This window comes from Prosthecobacter debontii, from assembly GCF_900167535.1.
Taxonomy (GTDB): domain Bacteria; phylum Verrucomicrobiota; class Verrucomicrobiia; order Verrucomicrobiales; family Verrucomicrobiaceae; genus Prosthecobacter; species Prosthecobacter debontii.
The window spans coordinates 195,835-211,965 of the sequence record NZ_FUYE01000003.1; the positions used below are offsets into that span (position 1 = coordinate 195,835).

Annotated in this window: 17 protein-coding genes; 9 read left to right on the forward strand and 8 right to left on the reverse strand. The window is 54.9% G+C overall.

Annotated features, from left to right (window positions below; translation table 11 throughout):
* Positions 1-10 precede the first annotated feature (10 nt).
* From B5D61_RS05655 to B5D61_RS05680, 6 genes are read right to left on the reverse strand one after another with little or no spacing between them, the layout of a single operon-like run.
* Positions 11-400 carry a hypothetical protein gene (locus tag B5D61_RS05655; protein ID WP_078812351.1) on the reverse strand — a complete coding sequence of 130 codons (390 nt, stop codon included), beginning with the start codon at positions 398-400 and terminating at the stop codon, positions 11-13.
* 8 nt (positions 401-408) lie between these two features.
* Positions 409-1,458 (reverse strand): ADP-ribosylglycohydrolase family protein, encoded by a 1,050-nt coding sequence (locus tag B5D61_RS05660; RefSeq protein ID WP_078812352.1) that lies wholly within the window; start codon positions 1,456-1,458, stop codon positions 409-411.
* Positions 1,459-1,513: 55 nt separating this feature from the next.
* Positions 1,514-2,467 carry an ADP-ribosylglycohydrolase family protein gene (locus tag B5D61_RS05665; protein WP_078812353.1) on the reverse strand — a complete coding sequence of 318 codons (954 nt, stop codon included), beginning with the start codon at positions 2,465-2,467 and terminating at the stop codon, positions 1,514-1,516.
* 39 nt (positions 2,468-2,506) lie between these two features.
* On the reverse strand, positions 2,507-3,148 hold the full coding sequence (locus tag B5D61_RS05670) for a DUF4291 domain-containing protein (RefSeq protein ID WP_078812354.1): 642 nt from the start codon (positions 3,146-3,148) through the stop codon (positions 2,507-2,509).
* A gap of 31 nt (positions 3,149-3,179) precedes the next feature.
* Positions 3,180-3,749: a riboflavin biosynthesis intermediates N-glycosidase gene (locus B5D61_RS05675; protein ID WP_078812355.1), complete on the reverse strand. Its 570-nt coding sequence runs from the start codon at positions 3,747-3,749 to the stop codon at positions 3,180-3,182.
* Positions 3,746-4,435 (reverse strand): NUDIX hydrolase, encoded by a 690-nt coding sequence (locus B5D61_RS05680; RefSeq protein WP_078812356.1) that lies wholly within the window; start codon positions 4,433-4,435, stop codon positions 3,746-3,748. The genes B5D61_RS05675 and B5D61_RS05680 overlap by 4 nt, the downstream gene beginning before the upstream one ends.
* 300 nt (positions 4,436-4,735) lie before the next feature.
* Here B5D61_RS05680 and B5D61_RS26135 point away from each other — a divergent pair, with 300 nt between their 5' ends.
* The 9 genes from B5D61_RS26135 to B5D61_RS05725 all read left to right on the forward strand — a co-directional run bounded on the left by B5D61_RS26135 (position 4,736) and on the right by B5D61_RS05725 (position 14,529).
* On the forward strand, positions 4,736-4,912 hold the full coding sequence (locus B5D61_RS26135; RefSeq protein ID WP_176159242.1) for a hypothetical protein: 177 nt from the start codon (positions 4,736-4,738) through the stop codon (positions 4,910-4,912).
* Positions 4,913-5,000: 88 nt separating this feature from the next.
* Positions 5,001-5,255 carry a GlsB/YeaQ/YmgE family stress response membrane protein gene (locus B5D61_RS05690; RefSeq protein WP_078812563.1) on the forward strand — a complete coding sequence of 85 codons (255 nt, stop codon included), beginning with the start codon at positions 5,001-5,003 and terminating at the stop codon, positions 5,253-5,255.
* Positions 5,256-5,386: 131 nt separating this feature from the next.
* A complete protein-coding gene (locus tag B5D61_RS05695; protein WP_078812358.1) occupies positions 5,387-7,039 on the forward strand; it encodes a sensor histidine kinase in 1,653 nt (550 codons plus the stop codon).
* Positions 7,036-7,719, forward strand: a complete 684-nt coding sequence (locus tag B5D61_RS05700) for a response regulator transcription factor (RefSeq protein WP_078812359.1) — start codon at positions 7,036-7,038, stop codon at positions 7,717-7,719. Before B5D61_RS05695 ends, B5D61_RS05700 begins: the two co-directional genes overlap by 4 nt.
* A 188-nt stretch (positions 7,720-7,907) precedes the next feature.
* Entirely contained in the window at positions 7,908-9,425 is a 1,518-nt protein-coding gene (locus tag B5D61_RS05705; protein ID WP_078812360.1) for a hypothetical protein, read from the forward strand.
* Positions 9,426-9,731: 306 nt separating this feature from the next.
* Positions 9,732-10,622: a helix-turn-helix domain-containing protein gene (locus B5D61_RS05710; protein WP_078812361.1), complete on the forward strand. Its 891-nt coding sequence runs from the start codon at positions 9,732-9,734 to the stop codon at positions 10,620-10,622.
* A 66-nt stretch (positions 10,623-10,688) separates the two neighbouring features.
* Positions 10,689-11,921, forward strand: a complete 1,233-nt coding sequence (locus tag B5D61_RS05715; protein WP_078812362.1) for an MFS transporter — start codon at positions 10,689-10,691, stop codon at positions 11,919-11,921.
* A 163-nt stretch (positions 11,922-12,084) separates the two neighbouring features.
* On the forward strand, positions 12,085-13,245 hold the full coding sequence (locus B5D61_RS05720; RefSeq protein ID WP_078812363.1) for a trans-sulfuration enzyme family protein: 1,161 nt from the start codon (positions 12,085-12,087) through the stop codon (positions 13,243-13,245).
* 45 nt (positions 13,246-13,290) lie between these two features.
* A complete protein-coding gene (locus B5D61_RS05725) occupies positions 13,291-14,529 on the forward strand; it encodes a DNA polymerase delta subunit 3 (protein WP_078812364.1) in 1,239 nt (412 codons plus the stop codon).
* A gap of 5 nt (positions 14,530-14,534) precedes the next feature.
* Here B5D61_RS05725 and B5D61_RS05730 read toward each other — a convergent pair whose 3' ends face one another.
* Together B5D61_RS05730 and B5D61_RS05735 are read right to left on the reverse strand one after the other, a co-directional pair.
* Positions 14,535-14,921, reverse strand: a complete 387-nt coding sequence (locus B5D61_RS05730; RefSeq protein ID WP_078812365.1) for a YciI family protein — start codon at positions 14,919-14,921, stop codon at positions 14,535-14,537.
* A 36-nt stretch (positions 14,922-14,957) separates the two neighbouring features.
* Positions 14,958-15,551 (reverse strand): DUF6714 family protein, encoded by a 594-nt coding sequence (locus B5D61_RS05735; RefSeq protein ID WP_139373088.1) that lies wholly within the window; start codon positions 15,549-15,551, stop codon positions 14,958-14,960.
* Positions 15,552-16,131 lie beyond the last annotated feature (580 nt).

The window sequence follows — 16,131 nt, forward strand, 5'->3', positions numbered from 1 at the left end:
AAGTTTGAAATCACAGACGGTGGTTGAGATAGTCCTGCAACCGAGGGTTAAGCCATGTAGCTCCCACGCCGTGATACCACGGCGAGCGGATTTCCGACCCGATCACCATCAGCGTGACGATCAACTGCCAACCCGTGACAGGCCACCACGACAGATGGCCATGCAAGGCATGATAAAACACATTGAGAACGAATAGAGCCGCCCACAGGAACTCTCGATTTCGCCAGACGCGGAACACATTGCAAAACAAGAAGAAGTGCCCCACCACCACGGGCACGATCCAAGCGAGCATATACTTTTGCGCGTCAAGCCAAACGGTCAGCACGGCCGCCACCCCAAGCACGACGGCATCCACGCGCGAAAAACGAAAGCCTGCGGTTCGAGGAGTTGGAGTGTTCATGAGGTGGATCAACGAGGTAAGAAGAGACGTCGAAAGCCATGTGCCACGACAATGAGCAAGAAGACCATGTTGCGAGGAAGGACGAGTGGCCAGTAAAGCTGCGGTTTCTCGACCAATCCACCGCCCCATCGCTGCGATAACGCCTTCGCTACCGCGCGGATGTAGCCGACGGATCTGGGACAATCCCGAAGATTCTTCAGCCATTGATCAGGGATTCCCGACTCACCGACTTCGCTGCCACTGATGCCCCCCGCAATGGCGGCGACCGTATCGGTATCCCCACCGCAACGAATGACCTGGGTGATCATCTGGGCAAAGTCTCCACGATGTTTCAGCCAAGCGTAAAGGGCCACAGCAACTGTATTCGGCGCAAAACCGGAGACCTCCTGGTCACAACCAATCGCTGCCGCATATTCTAATACCGACAACCCGGCTTGAAGGGCTTCTTCCAGCTTCCCGAAGCGCATGTGCATGTCCTCGCTGCTGACCAAAGGACGAAGGTTCTCAAGAACGGTTTTTGAATCAACACTCTGGACGGCCAGAGCCGCAGCCTCCGCCACCAAGAGAGCAGCTTCCTCAGCCCTCGGATCGGTGTGGGTCAGTCTGCATGAAGCCAGAACAAAGTGTCTTCGTTGTTCCGGCCGATCAGTTAATAAAGCCCCGAGAATCGCACTGCGCATGGCCGCTCCATTGCCTGCTGAACGAACACCTGAATGAGATGGAGAGAAACCTAGCCAGAGCTTGATCACCGCTCTGGCCGTAGCCATACCCACTCCGGCGGGCAGTGCCGCCAGCCACCACCTCAACGACCAGGCAAAGGACCGCTGAAACGCAGCCGGATCTTCCGGATTCTGCAACCAGGCGATGGCCACCATGAGCGTGTGTTCCGTGTCATCGCTAAACATGCCTCGTCCAAAAAACAGCCGATGACGAAGCTCTCTCTGCCCCATGAAACGCCGCACTCGATTTCTCGACATCCCCTCCATGGGCAACGCCAAGGCATCACCTACTGCCGTGCCCAAGAGACAACCGAGGATGCGATGATGACCAGCCTTCATTTTTTAGTTATCAGTTCCGCCGCAGTTCGACAGCACGGTCACGTGCCAGAGGGTTTCAGGTTTCATGGGTAATAAACTGTTGGTTAAACCTAACAAAAAGAGTCTCTAAATCTTTAGACCGACAGAGTTTGGCCATCCACTCGGCAGGGATGCCGTCCATGCCGTAAAGCAGCCCTGCTAGGCCTCCGGCGACACAGCCGGTGGTATCGGTGTCATCACCGAGATTCACCGCTTTGAGCACGCATTCGGAAAAACTCTGCGTGGTCAGCAAACACCACACCGAGGCTGTGAGAGTTTCCATCACATAACCTCCTGAAAGGATCTCGGATTCATGCCAGGTGGCAATGTCCGCGTGAAGCAGGTCTCGAAAGGCCGAGATCTCAGGCGAATCCTGATAACGGCGTCCAAAGTCACGACGTGTTTGATCAAGGGTATCTTGAACCGAAAGACCTGCCATCAAACCGCGAGTCAGCATGCCATGGAAAACGCAGGCCATCTTCGACCGCTCATGTCCATGGGTGATGGCCGAGGCGCGTTCGATCTGATCACAGAACACATTTTCATCCAAACTAAGCCCCGCCAGAGCCACAGGCAGGATCCGCATCAGCGAGCCATTACCATTATCGTATTGGTCCTGCCCACCCGCGAGCTCCGCAGGACAGCCTTCTTCGATTAATCGCAGAGCTTTGCGGGTGGCAATGCCGATATCAAAGATCGTGCCGTGAGCTGTCCATAACCCCTTGGCATACCACCGGACAAACCGTTTGCCCATATCCTGGGTATCGAAGCCTTTTTCGATCAGGCTCTCTACCGAACAGAGGAGCAAAGCCCCATCGTCCGACCACGTGCCCGCAGGCTGACCATGGGTGCCATAATCACGCATGCCCGTCACGGGATCGCGAACCCGATCAGCCCTCGGTTTGAACTCCACGGGCACACCCAGGGCATCGCCAATCAGGGAGCCGTAAAGGCCGCCGAGGGAGCGTTGTTGTGGTTTGAACGACTGCATGAAAATGATGTGTTAAGAATGAAGACGCCGCGCTGATTTTTACTGGCATGGCATGCAGCCAACGGTTTCTGCGGCCTTTGGACTGAAGGGTTGGAAAACTTGTTCCGACGGCATCTGGAGTTCTTCGAGATTACCCGGAAGGCATTGCCGTTGCTGAATTACAAATGGAGTGATGTCTTCAATGCTGAGAACCTCCTGACTCCCGTATCGGTTTAGCATCTCACCCCGAAGGCCGAGTTGGATGGCCCGTCGCTCCAGCTTGTTGCCATTGGGATGATGGTCGGGGTCCCACTGAAGACGAACATCCGAATGCGCCACAGCGTGACTCCAGGTTTCATGCGAATCAAAACCGCTGGCTCCGAAGCTTGAGGCAACGGCGTTTTCCAAAAGTTCCTCAAAGAAGAGGCGTTTCAATCGCACCGCTAAAATGTGCTCCTGGCCTTCCTTCGTGGCCCAGCCTGCACGATACATCATCCAGAGAAAGTTCGGTTTGATCCAGCTCATGCGGGCATAACTGAACTCACCGCCGAAACGCTGATTCTCCACGGCATGACGTGCAATGGCAGGCCGATAGGCTTGATAGACGATGATCGATTCATCATCGAACTGAGCCATGATGTGACGACCACTTTGTGGCCAGTCAGCCTGCTGCTCGATGTAGTGACAGATGTTTAAGTTCATAGCTGCCTCGAAAGTAATGTGGCGTGATCTCTCAAAGACCTCTCAGCCGCTCCCGGACCTCCATCAGCGCGAAGCCGAGCAGGTTCAGCCCTTTCCACTGGGCCGGGTTGGTGGCGTTTGGATTTTCAGCACCCATGCCAATGCCCCAGATGCGATCAAAGGGACTGGCCTCAACGATGACCTTGTCTCCGGTCTGAAGAAGAAAGGCTTTGAGGTCGGAGTGCTGACCGAATTTGGCGAGGTTGCCCTGCACCACGATGTCCCAGCGGGCAGCTTTCCAGACGCTGTCATCGAAACCTTGGACCAACCTGCCGAGCTTCTTGGCCTCCGCTGGAGATCTGGCGTTGAGGATGCGGCTGAGGGTCGACTGGTCCTGAAACAGCCGGGCTTTTTCAGCCATCATGAAGTGCTCAGCCGTGGCGTATGAGACACCTTCAAGGGTGAAAGGGTGCGCGGCCCACCATTGGCTGAAACAGGTCTTGATCAAAGAACCATCTTTGGAGGGAGTATGGCCCCAAAAGTGGAGCCATTTCGGCATGTAGCCATTCCGCATGACAGCTGTTAGGCCATCGCGGGAGTGGATGGGGTAAAGGGTGGTCATAACTCAAACAAGAATCCCTTTTTCTTGAGCTTCCCATACCGCACGGGATCGAAGCGGAAGAGCTGGGCGGGGCGATGGGCGCCTTCGCGATGGGTTTCGTTGAGGGGGATGAGGAGGTCGAAACCGAGAACCTTTTTGCGGAAGTTTCTCTTATCGAGTTCGGTTCCCAAAACCGCTTCATAGAGTTGCTGGAGTTGACTGAGGGTAAACTTGGCGGGCAGGAGTTCAAAGCCGATGGGTTCATAACGAAGCTTGCCGCGCAGACGCTGGATGGCGGTGGTCAGGATGTCAGCGTGGTCGAACGCGAGGGACGGCACATCTGGGATGGGAAACCACTGGGCATCGGCGGCGTCCGTCGCAGCACGGGTGCGGTGATCGGCCAGCTTCGTCAGCGCATAATAGGCAACACTGATGACTCGCTCACGCGGGTCTCGATCCACCGAACTGAAAGTGTAGAGTTGCTCGAGGAAAACCTTTTCCAAACCGGTCTCTTCTTCCAACTCACGCAAAGCGGCCTGATCCAGCGTTTCATCCACACGCACGAAGCCGCCTGGCAAGGCCCAGCAGCCTTTGAATGGAGCCAAGCCACGCTCGATGAGCAAAAGCTTCAATTCACCTCCATCGAACCCAAAAACGACGCAGTCCACCGTGAGTGCGGCGCGTGGGTATTCATAAACATGTTTCATTCTGTTTTTATGAACGTGTATTTTAAACACTAAGTAAAGTGTCTTTTTAAATTTTCGCTTCCCGATCCCATTCCATCCTCATCATCGCCTTCGCACGAAGACCATTCGCAAGTTGCATCATTGGGCGTTTTGCATCCGTGCCAATTGCCCAGAAAAGCTCATCAACCAAACCCCCATTGAGACCACAACCCATTGACAATGAAACGATTAAATCCTCTCTAATTTCCATGGCATAGGCGATGCAATGAGAGATTGAGTGTGCATCTCGCACCCAAACATCAACCCGAACAATCCTGACTTATGAAACTGATCCGTATTCTTACCCTGGCCGTTCTCTCCGCGACCGTGACCTTTACCACAGTGAGTTGCAAAGAAGAAAAAGGCCCTGCCGGAAAAGTCGGTGACAAGATCGACGACGCTCTGGACAATCGCCCTGCTGAGGGGGTCCGTGACGCCGTGGAAAAAGTGACCGAGTAATAGGAACTCAGAATGGCCGACCGATCCCTGCATGGATGATCGGTTGGCCATCTTATTTTCATCTTTAAATCAAGCCTCTTCGCACATTATGGGCATCATCTCTTGGATCATCCTCGGCCTCCTCGCAGGTCTTATTGCTAAATCCATCATGCCGGGCAAAGACCCTGGCGGATGCTTAGTCACGATTCTCCTTGGCATCGTCGGCGCCTCCGTGGGCGGCTGGATCGGCACCCAACTTGGCTGGGGCACTGTGCAGAATTTTGACCTCCGCGGCTTGGGTCTATCCATTCTCGGTTCACTGGTTCTGCTCTTTATCTATCGCTTGATCGCGGGAAAAAGATAAGCCGTTGCTTTTTACAACCCCGATGGGACAAACCGATGCCATAGGGCCGTGATTCTCTCATCGGGGATTAAAATTCTCTGCATAAACTCGCTGTTGCGAACGCCAGTTGGCTTTATCGTGTTAGCGATTCCATGCAGCAACGTCGCACCAATCTTCTGCTCATCCTCCTCGTCGTCACGCCATTGGCGTTACTGACATGGTTGGGTACGTATCTGATTCGAGATGCGGCTCGCAGCACCGACACGGCGATGCAGTCCGTGCTGGCAGAACGACTGGCCGCTGCGAATCATCAGTTAGTCCACGATCTGAGACTATTTACGGATCGTCTCGATAATCTTGGCACCGATCAAGTCCCCGAGAAGCTCGCAGCAACGCTCGGGACTGAAGCCTGGATCATAGAAACCTGGGTGGCAGGAGACTCTCAAGGGGTCCAAATCATTCACAACAAACCTGGAGAGCCATCCAGCATCGGGGCTGATGCACAAACGCGCTCCACTTCGATCCTGGCCAGTCTGAAGAATCTTCCGAGAAGCCAGATCAATACAGATGAACCCTTTTTTCCAGTCTTCAGTGGTGCACAAATTTCAGAGCAGGATCGAAGCCGCCAATCCCTCTGGCTCACTTTCGCTCGAACCGAAAACTACGACAGTCAAAGCTTAGCAAGGCGTGACGAGCCCCATCACTTCCGCTCAGGATGGCATGTGACGGATGGCGACTTCATCTATTGGCGGCAGATTGCACCCAGTCAGATCGTCTGCGCCCGCTTGGCGAGCCAGCCCTTGAGAAAGGCGCTCTACTCCAGGCTGCCGCCTCCAGGGCTGGAAAGCTATCCCGGCAAGCTCCAACTCACCACTCGGAGCGGCATCCCACTGTATGTGGCGGGCAACTTGCTCCCCGGCTCCACTGGCAAACCCGCCGCCAGCAGGGAATGCTCAGCTCCGCTTTCCCAGTGGATCTTAAGCTACACCCCGGCCTCCACCGAGTTTCCCAAGCCTTATCTTTTCCCCATTTTGTTAGGCGTCGGCTCCGGGTGTTTGCTCGTCTTAGCCTTGGCTTGGACCTTCTTCCGTGAAAATGCGCGTGAACTGAGACTGGCCCAGCAGCGCGTCAGCTTTGTAAACCAGATCTCTCATGAGCTGAAGACACCGCTGACGAACATTCAACTTTATACCGAAATGACCAGTCACCGCATCGAGGATAGCGGAGATAGCATCGCCATTCGGCATTTGAAAGTGGTGGAGACTGAAACTGCGCGCCTGAACCGTCTCATCCAAAACGTGCTCAACTACGCACGACAGCAGCGCGATAAGCTGACCATCCTGCCCAAACCCATCTTGTTGGATGAAGTCATCGCCCGGGCCGTAGGTAACTGGAAGCCGCTCTTGGAAAAGAAAGGATTTGAGGTGCGTTCCACTCTACAGGGGCCACCTCAAATGCAGGCTGATGCAGATGCACTGGAGCAAATCGTCGGCAACCTGCTCTCCAATGTGGAAAAGTATGCCTTCCAGGGCAAATGGGTGGCCATCCGCACGGAAACCACAGGCAGTGCCGCCCGCATCATCATTGAAGATCGTGGCCCAGGAATCCCGAGCGGCAAGCGGCGCATGGTGTTTGAGGCCTTCGAGCGCTTGCGATCCGACCTCAATGAAGGTGTCAGCGGTACAGGGATCGGTCTGACCATCTCTCGTGAATTGGCTGATTTACACGGCGGCTCACTGGAAGTTTGCAGCGTCTATAAAGATGGCGCTAGATTCATCCTCACACTTCCTATCCAACCTGTATGAAGATCCTCATTGCCGAAGATGATAACAACACGCGTGAAGCCCTGCGCGAAGTCTTGAGCATGGAAGGTTATGACACCGTCACAGCGAGCGATGGTTTACAGGCTGTGGATTTTTTCCGGGCGACGCGGCCCGACTTCGTCTGTCTGGATGTGATGATGCCTGGGCAAAACGGCTATGAAGTCTGCAAGCAGATCCGCAAAATGGATGAGAATGTGCCCATTCTTTTCATCACCGCCAAAGCGGAGGAGATCGATACCGTGCTAGGCCTCGAGCTCGGTGCCGATGATTACATGACCAAGCCATTTGGCGTCAAAGAAATCATCGCCCGCATTCGAGCCATCATGCGCCGCACCGCCGCCAGATCAACAGGCAAGCAAGTCACGGAGGAGTTCACCATGGACGACCTTCGCATCGTGCCCTCAGAGCTTCGTGCCTATCGCGATGGGATAGAAATCCAACTCAGCCCGCGCGACGTCAAAGTGCTGACACTGCTCTACAGCCGCCGTGGCAAGGTCGTGGACCGGAATACCATGGCCGACGAGGTCTGGGGAGTGGACTACTTCCCTGAAAGCCGAGCGCTGGATCAACATGTCTCTCAACTACGCAAGCGGGTGGAGGCGGACCCGGCCAATCCAAAGATCATCCGCACCGTCCATGGAGCGGGTTATCGGTTTGAGTAGCGGTACCTCGAAAGCAGACTTCGTTTTTTCTTGTCAGGCCCCCACGCTTCTCTGTAAAGATCACGGTTTGTCATCCGGCCCCAATCAGCCGGCTGTTCCCCAAGCTCGCTTCACACGCCACTGGTGCTTGTTGTTAGGCCTGTGACGCCTCCAGCATCATCGCTCGGTGGTCATTTACACTTTCGCTTATGAAACGTGTCCTGCTTTACCTCTGCCTAGCATCGGCGCTTCCTGCGGTTACACCTGCGGATGTCCAGCGTGCTTTAGTGAAAGGCGTCGCTTTTTATCACCAGAACGCGGCTTCTCATGGCGGTTACGTGTATCGGTACAGCGCAGACTTCACCCTGCGTGAGGCGGAAGGCATTCCGGGACCGGACACGATCTGGATTCAGCCGCCGGGCACCCCTGCCGTGGGTATGGCGTTTCTGGATGCGTATGAGGCGACCAAGAATGAGGCGTGTCTCAAGGCAGCGGTGGAGGCAGCTCACGCTCTGAGCCGGACCCAACTCTCCTCGGGAGGCTGGGATTACTCTGGCCATTTCGATCCGCAAAATCGTGCGAAGCATCTCTATCGCCGTGATATTGACGGCAAGCTAATCGAGCGGAAAAAGTTCCCCCAGGGAGAAGCAGGATGGCACATCTGGCGGCAGCGTGAACACAAAGACACGAACTACTCCACCGTGGACGATGATGTGACCCAGGCAGCGACACGCTTACTGGTGCGGGTAGATCATGCCTTGAAAGGTGAGGATGCCGAAATCCATGAAGCCGCCGATTATGCCCTCCAGGCGTTGATGAATGCTCAATATCCTGCGGGTGGCTGGTCCGCGAGTTTTGACACCTGGCCTTCTTCCCCACCCGCCATGGACAAATACCCTCTTACGCCAGCCAGCTATCCTGCCGATTGGCCCAGAAAATGGCCCAAAGACTTTACCGGTTGCTATGTGCTGAATGACAACACTCACGCCACCCTCATGAGCACTTTTCTGCTCGCGTGGCAGCTCCGTCAGGATGACCGATATCTAGCTGTGGCTAAGCGGGCTGGCGACTTTCTGCTACTCGCTCAGATGCCCGATCCACAACCAGCCTGGGCTCAGCAATACGATGCCGAGATGCATCCTGCTTGGAGTCGTGCGTTCGAACCAAGCGCGATCTGTGGTCGCGAGTCCCAAGCTGCCATGTGGGCGCTGCTCAAGCTCAGCGCCGTGACAGGCGACAAAACATACCTTCCTCCCGTAGCCAAGGCGATCCGTTATCTTCGCAAGTCGTTGTTACCTGGAAATAAAGTGGCTCGGTTCTATGAACTTCAAACGAACAAACCCCTCTACTTCGAGCGTGGCGAAGGGGGTAAAGGCTTCATGCTCACCTATAGCGATAAGAAAGCCTCCTCGAACTATGGCTGGGTCTGGGACAGTGAGCTGGACGCCATCGAGGACATTGGCCGGAAGATCTTTCGGGATGAACCCGTATTCTTTCCAAGAACTGAAAAGGAACGCTGGTCTTCTCCGCCTACCGACAAGGACATAACCACGATTCTCTCCGAGCAAAAACCCGATGGTTCATGGGCTGAGACACAGGATGATCGAGGTATCATGAGAGATGCCGATGGCAAAAAAACCTCGCCTAAAGAGGGAGTTCTTCACAGTGACACCTTGGTGCAGAATATCCGCGCACTGAGTGCTTGGTTACAGACTCCCAAGAAGTAAAAATCGCCGAGACAGAAGCACTATCATGAACCCAGGAAATTTCATGCTTCGACTCATTGGATGGTCAGTGATGATGTTGGCCTGTGCATTCCCGTTCATCGGCTCTTGGAGCCTTTTGCTACTCCTCCTAGTCATTGCCAGCACCTTTTACCCACCCAGCAAAAACGGCAGGAGGCCTTCACGCTAATGTGAAGCCGGTCCCTCACTTGGGTTTAACACAACGCTTGAAGCGCCAACACATCTACAGGATGCTTGATCTGAGATCAGGCCGAAGAAAGTCCCTCTGACCGTTCTCCACCCCCTTGCATGAATCGCCGCACCATCCCTTCCCTCCAGATGAGCGATTACGGTCATGATCGCTTGAGGGCTCAGGGCGTTGTCGTGATGCCCTTGGAGGTCTCCATGCATCAGGAACCTCAGCGGCTGATTCCGCATTTTCACGATTTCTTCCAACTCTTTCTCATCCAGGGACCCGCTAGGCTCATGCACGATTTCCGGGATTATGATGTCACGGGCATCACCCTCTTTTTTCTGAGCCCAGGCCAAGTACACACTATCTTTCCGAGCGCCAGTTCCATGCGTGGCACCGTTGCCTCGTTCACCCAGGCGTTCTTTGATGATCAGTCACCACCCCCAAGCTTGTTGTTCGAGATGCCGTTCTTTTTCTCGGCGGAATCAGCCCCTTGGTTCCAGGTGAAAGCCTCGCAAGCCGTCCGGCTCACCAGTCTAGTCAGTGACTTGCAGCGCGAGTATGTGGAAGATCGAGAGGGTGCCCAGGAAGCACTTCGCTGCCTGCTGCGCATCATCTGTATCGAGGCCAAGCGGCTCTATACCCTGAACCATGCCGTGAATGAAAGTTCGCGTGCCAGCCTGCTGGTGCGTCAGTTCCATCTCGCGATCGAGCATCACTTCCGCGAGTGGCAAAACCTCGCCCCCTATGCCCGCAAACTGGGTATCACCCCAAATCACCTCAATGATGTTATTCATGAGCAAACTGGGTGTTCAGCCGGTGATCTCATCCGTCAGCGCAGACTTCTCGACGCCAAGCGTCTGCTCTTGCACTCCGACTTGAGCATCTCCGAAATCGGCTATCAAATAGGCTTTCAAGACCCATCTTATTTCAGCCGTTTCTTCCGTCGCGAAGCCGGGCATACCCCCGCCGAGTTTCGCGAACTGATCCGAGAAAAATACCATTGAGATCCCGACTAATACCAGGGACGTCATTTGAAGCTTGAGGGTTCAAAGCGAAGGGTCATCGTCCTTATGAATGAGACAGTGATCGAGGACTCACCACCGCTGATGCGGGTGCAGCAGGATGCCACACAAACCGTGTTTGCCCTGCTCTTCGCCATCAGCTTTTCCCACATGCTGAATGATACCATTCAGGCTCTACTCCCTGCCATCTACCCGGTGCTGAAGCAGTCCTATGGCCTTACCTTCACCCAGCTAGGTCTCATCACTCTGACTTTCCAAGTCACCGCTTCCCTTTTGCAGCCACTGGTCGGCTACATCACGGATAAAAGACCCCTGCCCTACTCTCTGCCCATCGGCATGGGCATGACTTTGATCGGCCTGCTTTCACTTTCAAAAGCAAGCAGCTTCCCCAGTATTCTGATTTCATCGGCCTTTGTCGGCGCGGGTTCAGCGGTCTTTCACCCTGAAGCCTCACGCATCGCACACATGGCCGCAGGGCGTCGCCGGGGGTTGGCCCAGTCGTTGTTCCAAGTGGGTGGCAATGCGGGCACTTCCATCGGTCCACTGCTGGCCGCTTGGTTCATTGTTCCTCATGGTCAGGCAGCTTTGTCATGGTTCTCCATCATCGCTTTGGTCGGTGTCATGGTACTGTTCCAGGTCGGCCAGTGGCAGGCTCGCAACATGCACCGCGTGCATAAAAAGCGGAGCCTTGTGACCGGTCACACCGAGGGTCCATCGACCATGCGGGTGGCCCTCGCCGTCGGAGTGCTGGTGATGTTGGTTTTCTCCAAGTACGTGTACTTGGCCAGCCTAACCAATTACTATACCTTTTATCTGATGGATCGCTTTCATGTCTCCGTGCAGCAGTCTCAGTATTACCTGTTTGTTTTCCTGTTTGCCGTCGCTGCGGGCACCATCATTGGGGGACCTGTGGGTGATATCATCGGCCGCAAGAGAGTGATTTGGGTGTCCATCCTCGGGGTGGCACCTTTCTCCCTGTGGTTACCCCATGCCGGGCTGACCATGACCGCCATACTGAGTGTCTTTATCGGGCTCATCCTTGCCTCGGCCTTCTCCGCCATCCTGGTGTATGCCCAGGAACTGATGCCGGGTAAGATCGGGATGATCGCGGGCCTATTCTTCGGCTTGGCCTTTGGCATCGCCGGAATCGGCTCAGCCGTGCTCGGCAGTGTGGCCGATCACCAGGGGATCAACTTTGTCTTCCATGCCTGTGCATATTTACCACTCCTGGGTCTCCTGACGGTTTTCTTACCGGATGTGGAGACGGCCAAAGAAAAGTGATTTTGTCCCCAACCCCCCCGGACAAGGCGGGTGGTCCACTGATTAAGAGACACCGTGATCTCTCCTTCAGACGGCGCCGCCCGTTCTTTGCTTCTTCTTTCATGCTTCATTGACCTCTAGGGTTGCATCGCCGCCGAGCCCATGGTTCCTTTTCCGTCCAACCATGAAAGAAGACTCCTCGGTGCCCGGAAATGCACGTTTTGAAACGCGAGCCATCCACATCGGCCAGGATTACCGCAGCGAAACCGGCGCGGTCATCCCGCCGATTTACATGACCTCGACCTTCGAAACGGGGAATCCAGGGGGCTTTGACTACACCCGCAGCGGCAGTCCCAATTACCGCAATCTGCAAAATACCCTGGCCAGCTTGGAGAACGCGCAGCATTGCACCGTCTTTGCCAGTGGCGTTTCAGCCATCACGGCCATCGCGTTCGGCCTCAAGGCCGGGGACACCATCATTTCAGAGCAGAACATCTACGGCTGCACCTACCGCCTGTTTGAGCGCGTGCTGCGCAAGTTCGATGTCCACATCAAGTATGTGAACCTCGCCAATCCTCAGAACTATCCCCTGATTGCTGAGCTAAAGCCCGCACTGGTCTGGCTGGAGTCCCCCACCAATCCTTTACTCAAAATCCTGGATATCGCCGCCATTGCCAAAGTGGCCCATAGCGTCGGCAGCACAGTCGTCGTGGACAATACCTTTGCCTCCAGCCTCATTCAGCAGCCTCTGGACCTGGGCGCGGATTTGTCCCTGCTCAGCACCACGAAATACACCAACGGCCATTCCGATGCGCTCGGCGGTGCGGTTTGCTCAAACTCCGACGCTTGGCAGGAGAAGATGATCTTTGCCCAAAAAGCGCTCGGTTTGCAGCCCAGCCCCTTTGACTCCTGGCTGACCTCTCGTGGGGTGAAGACCGAGGCCATCCGGATGGAACGCCACAGTGCCAATGCCCTGGAGCTGGCCACCCGACTGGAAAAACGCAAAGGCGTGAAAAGCGTGCGTTACCCCTTCCTGCCCTCGAATCCCCAGTATGAACTGGCGAAGAAGCAGATGCGTGCCGGTTCCGGGATGATGCTGGCCGACTTCGGCCATACTCAGGATCAGGCCCTCGCCTTCATCCGCAAACTCCGCCTCTTCACCCAGGCAGAGAGCTTGGGTGGCATCGAGTCTCTCGTCTGCCACCCCGCCACCATGACCCATGCCTCCATTCCGAAAGAAATTCGTGAGGAAGCCGGCGTCACGGATGGCCTTATCCGTTTCTCCGTGGGCATCGAGCACGTAGAAGATCTATGGGAAGACATCGAGCAGGCGCTCCACGCCTAACCGCTTGTCTTGAGATGGAAGCAATTTTTTGATCGACTATTCTTCGTGGCACTCCGCATCGATACCGGCATTACCCGAGGGGAAATTGATAACACCGAAAGAGGCCGCACACGCGTGTGCTTGTGGCTTCTCGGTCGCCCTGAGCCTATCGAGCTGAATCTCGAAGGGGATGCATGGCGGGATGTCGCTGGCACCCGGGTGACGTTCATCAACCCCGACCCTGAAATCCAACCCCCAGCGCTCGTCTTGCAGGCGAGTCAAAGCGGTGTGGTAGGAGACATCACTGTCTCACGCAAAGTGAAGGTCTTCACCGTGCCTGAGGAAGAATGGCTGGAAGCCTACAAAGACGATCGGATCGCCGAAGTGCCCACCGAGTGGTGCAACAGCCTGTATCTGGAGTGGTTCAGCCTCCAACATGGCCGCTGCGTCGTGGAGAGTGCCGACTTCGAGATCACCATCTCCGACCATGTGTGGGAGATGGATGAGGATGAAGAAGCTGCCCAAAAAATGGCCAACATGCAGGCCATGCGGGATTTCCTCGCCACCGTGATTCAGCGCCGCGAGCGAGATGAGGTGGCCGATGAGGAGGAAAGTCTCGAAGACGCATTTTCGGAAGAAGCCTGGGAGGAACAGCTCAAGGCCTCTGATCGACTGACCGACGCCAGCCTTGAAGCGGAGGAAAAATATGGGGACGACCCTGACGCGGATGAAAAAACCGCCTTTGTCATGGGTTGGGATCACATCCTGGAAGACATGGCAGACGTCCAAGAGGGGGTAGAGCCCTCAGAGAACGACAGTGAGGAAAAAAAACGTCGGCGTGAATGGAAAGAACTCATGGAGGAGGCCGCCGCCGATGTCGAAGATAGCGAAGAAGCCTGGCAAGAAATCGAAACCAGCCCGCCTCATCCCCTCAAGGAACAAGCCCATGAAATGCTCATGGAGGTGATGGAGCAGCTCCGCAAAACCGGTCTCAGCCAGGAGCAGGCCGATGGGCCGGATCACCCTCTGGATCGTTTCGTCTCCAACCTCATGCAGATCACCGGAAAGCTCGCCGGTGCTCTCCACTCTCAGCGGGACCTGGAGGAGCCCATGCACCGTGGTTACGCCCTGGCCATTACCAAACGCTGCCTCAACTGGTCCAATGCATCTCTATCAGCCCTAAACGAGCTTTCCATCCAGCCAAATTACGCCGAGCACCGCGCCCTCTTTGATCATTGGCGAGACAACCTTTTTCGTCTGCGTGATGGTATCACAGACTTAAGAGAAGAGCTCCGAGCACCCTGAAGTAGTCATCCTTCACCATTTTCATTCGAAGCGCGGTAAGCGCTGGCCCGCTCCAATTCCAAGGGCCGTAATTCAAAGGCCAATCCTAGCTGGATGGTGGGGTTCCCCTGCATGTATTCGGCCGCTTCTTCCAGACTGCTAGCAACAACAAACCAGTAGCCTCCGATGATCTCCTTAGTCTCACCAAACGGACCATCGGTGATCCCATGACGAGACACCGTTTTGCCCGTATGGGCCAACCGCTGCCCTGTCTTCATCTTGCCCTCAGCCACCATGGCTTCGATCCAAAGATAAAAATCATCAATGGTTTGCTGAATGCGTTCCTTCGAAGCTTCCGGGTCCCACTGACCACGGGAAAGAACGAGGTATTCGTTTGGAGTGTTTGTAACCATAGGAAGAATCTTAAAACTAGCTCGATTAGGCTTGCGTCAGAGGCCCTCATACTTGTGACAAAGCTGCACAAAGTGATCGACACAACGCAGTTGTGCTTCGTCAAGCAAGTCCACATGATCCAAAGACACGCAGGCCCAATAGACAGCATCCCATCCGGCATCTGGAAAATCGCGAAGGTAATGGCACATGTAAGCTGGCAGGTAAAATCGCCACCCTTCAGCGTCCGAGAAAAAGAAATATTCCTGGCAAGCTTGAATGGATGCGTCAGTGACCTCTTGCCACGTCATCTCTGGATCTTGGGCATTGAGCTCGAGAACACGATCTTCGGATAAGATCCACTCGTCATCATATCCACGAGCCACGCTGAGGGTGGCTGCAGGACGCGGGATACCTGCAAAAGCAGCTTCTATTTGCAGAATGAGTTGGGCAGCCTCTTTTCGTGCCTCATCATCCAGTTCAATCTGGGCGATGGTATCAGGATCATATTCGTTTGCCTTGGCTTCTTCAGGGCTCATCATGGGGTTGAAGGCATGATGTGAAATTATCTGTCCGCACTCAACCGCATCGTGGATGCACGGCGAAGTTGATATCGTTTCCACAACCGCTGTAGAAAATCGAGAAACGCCCATGGTCCCTCAACCAGCCACCAATAAAGACCCAAAGGTAGGCTGAAAAAAAGGAGGTAACTCCAGAGAACCGATTCCAGTTCAGGTCTTGGAGATGTCGTGATGTGATCTGCATAGAGGACTCCCATCAGCCAAGTCAGACCGAAGCCAGCAATGAACACGATCGGAACCGCAGCGAACTGAGGACATCTTGTCAAACGCGTCATCAGAAAACCGATGCCACAAGCGGGTGCAAAAATGCCTCCCCCAACCCAAAGGCAGAAGATCAGAATTAAAATCAAACCCGCAGGATACGCCAAAGGACCGCCCGGCCGTCCATCCGTGAATCCAGCATAAATCAACAAGCCTCCATACAATAGAGTCCATAGAAGGCAGGCCAAAAGGCACAATAGCCCAACCGCAGTGATATGCCTAGCCGCGCAGAGCAGCAGACTGGCGAAAGCATGGAACAGGCGGACCATTTCATGCAGAATCTACCCACGATTGCCTCCAAAAGAAAGGGGACTCTTAGAGGGTAACGAGGGCACGTTTTAGGCTGACCTAGCTCTCCCAAGAGGGAGTCCAAATCTTACCCGTGAATCAG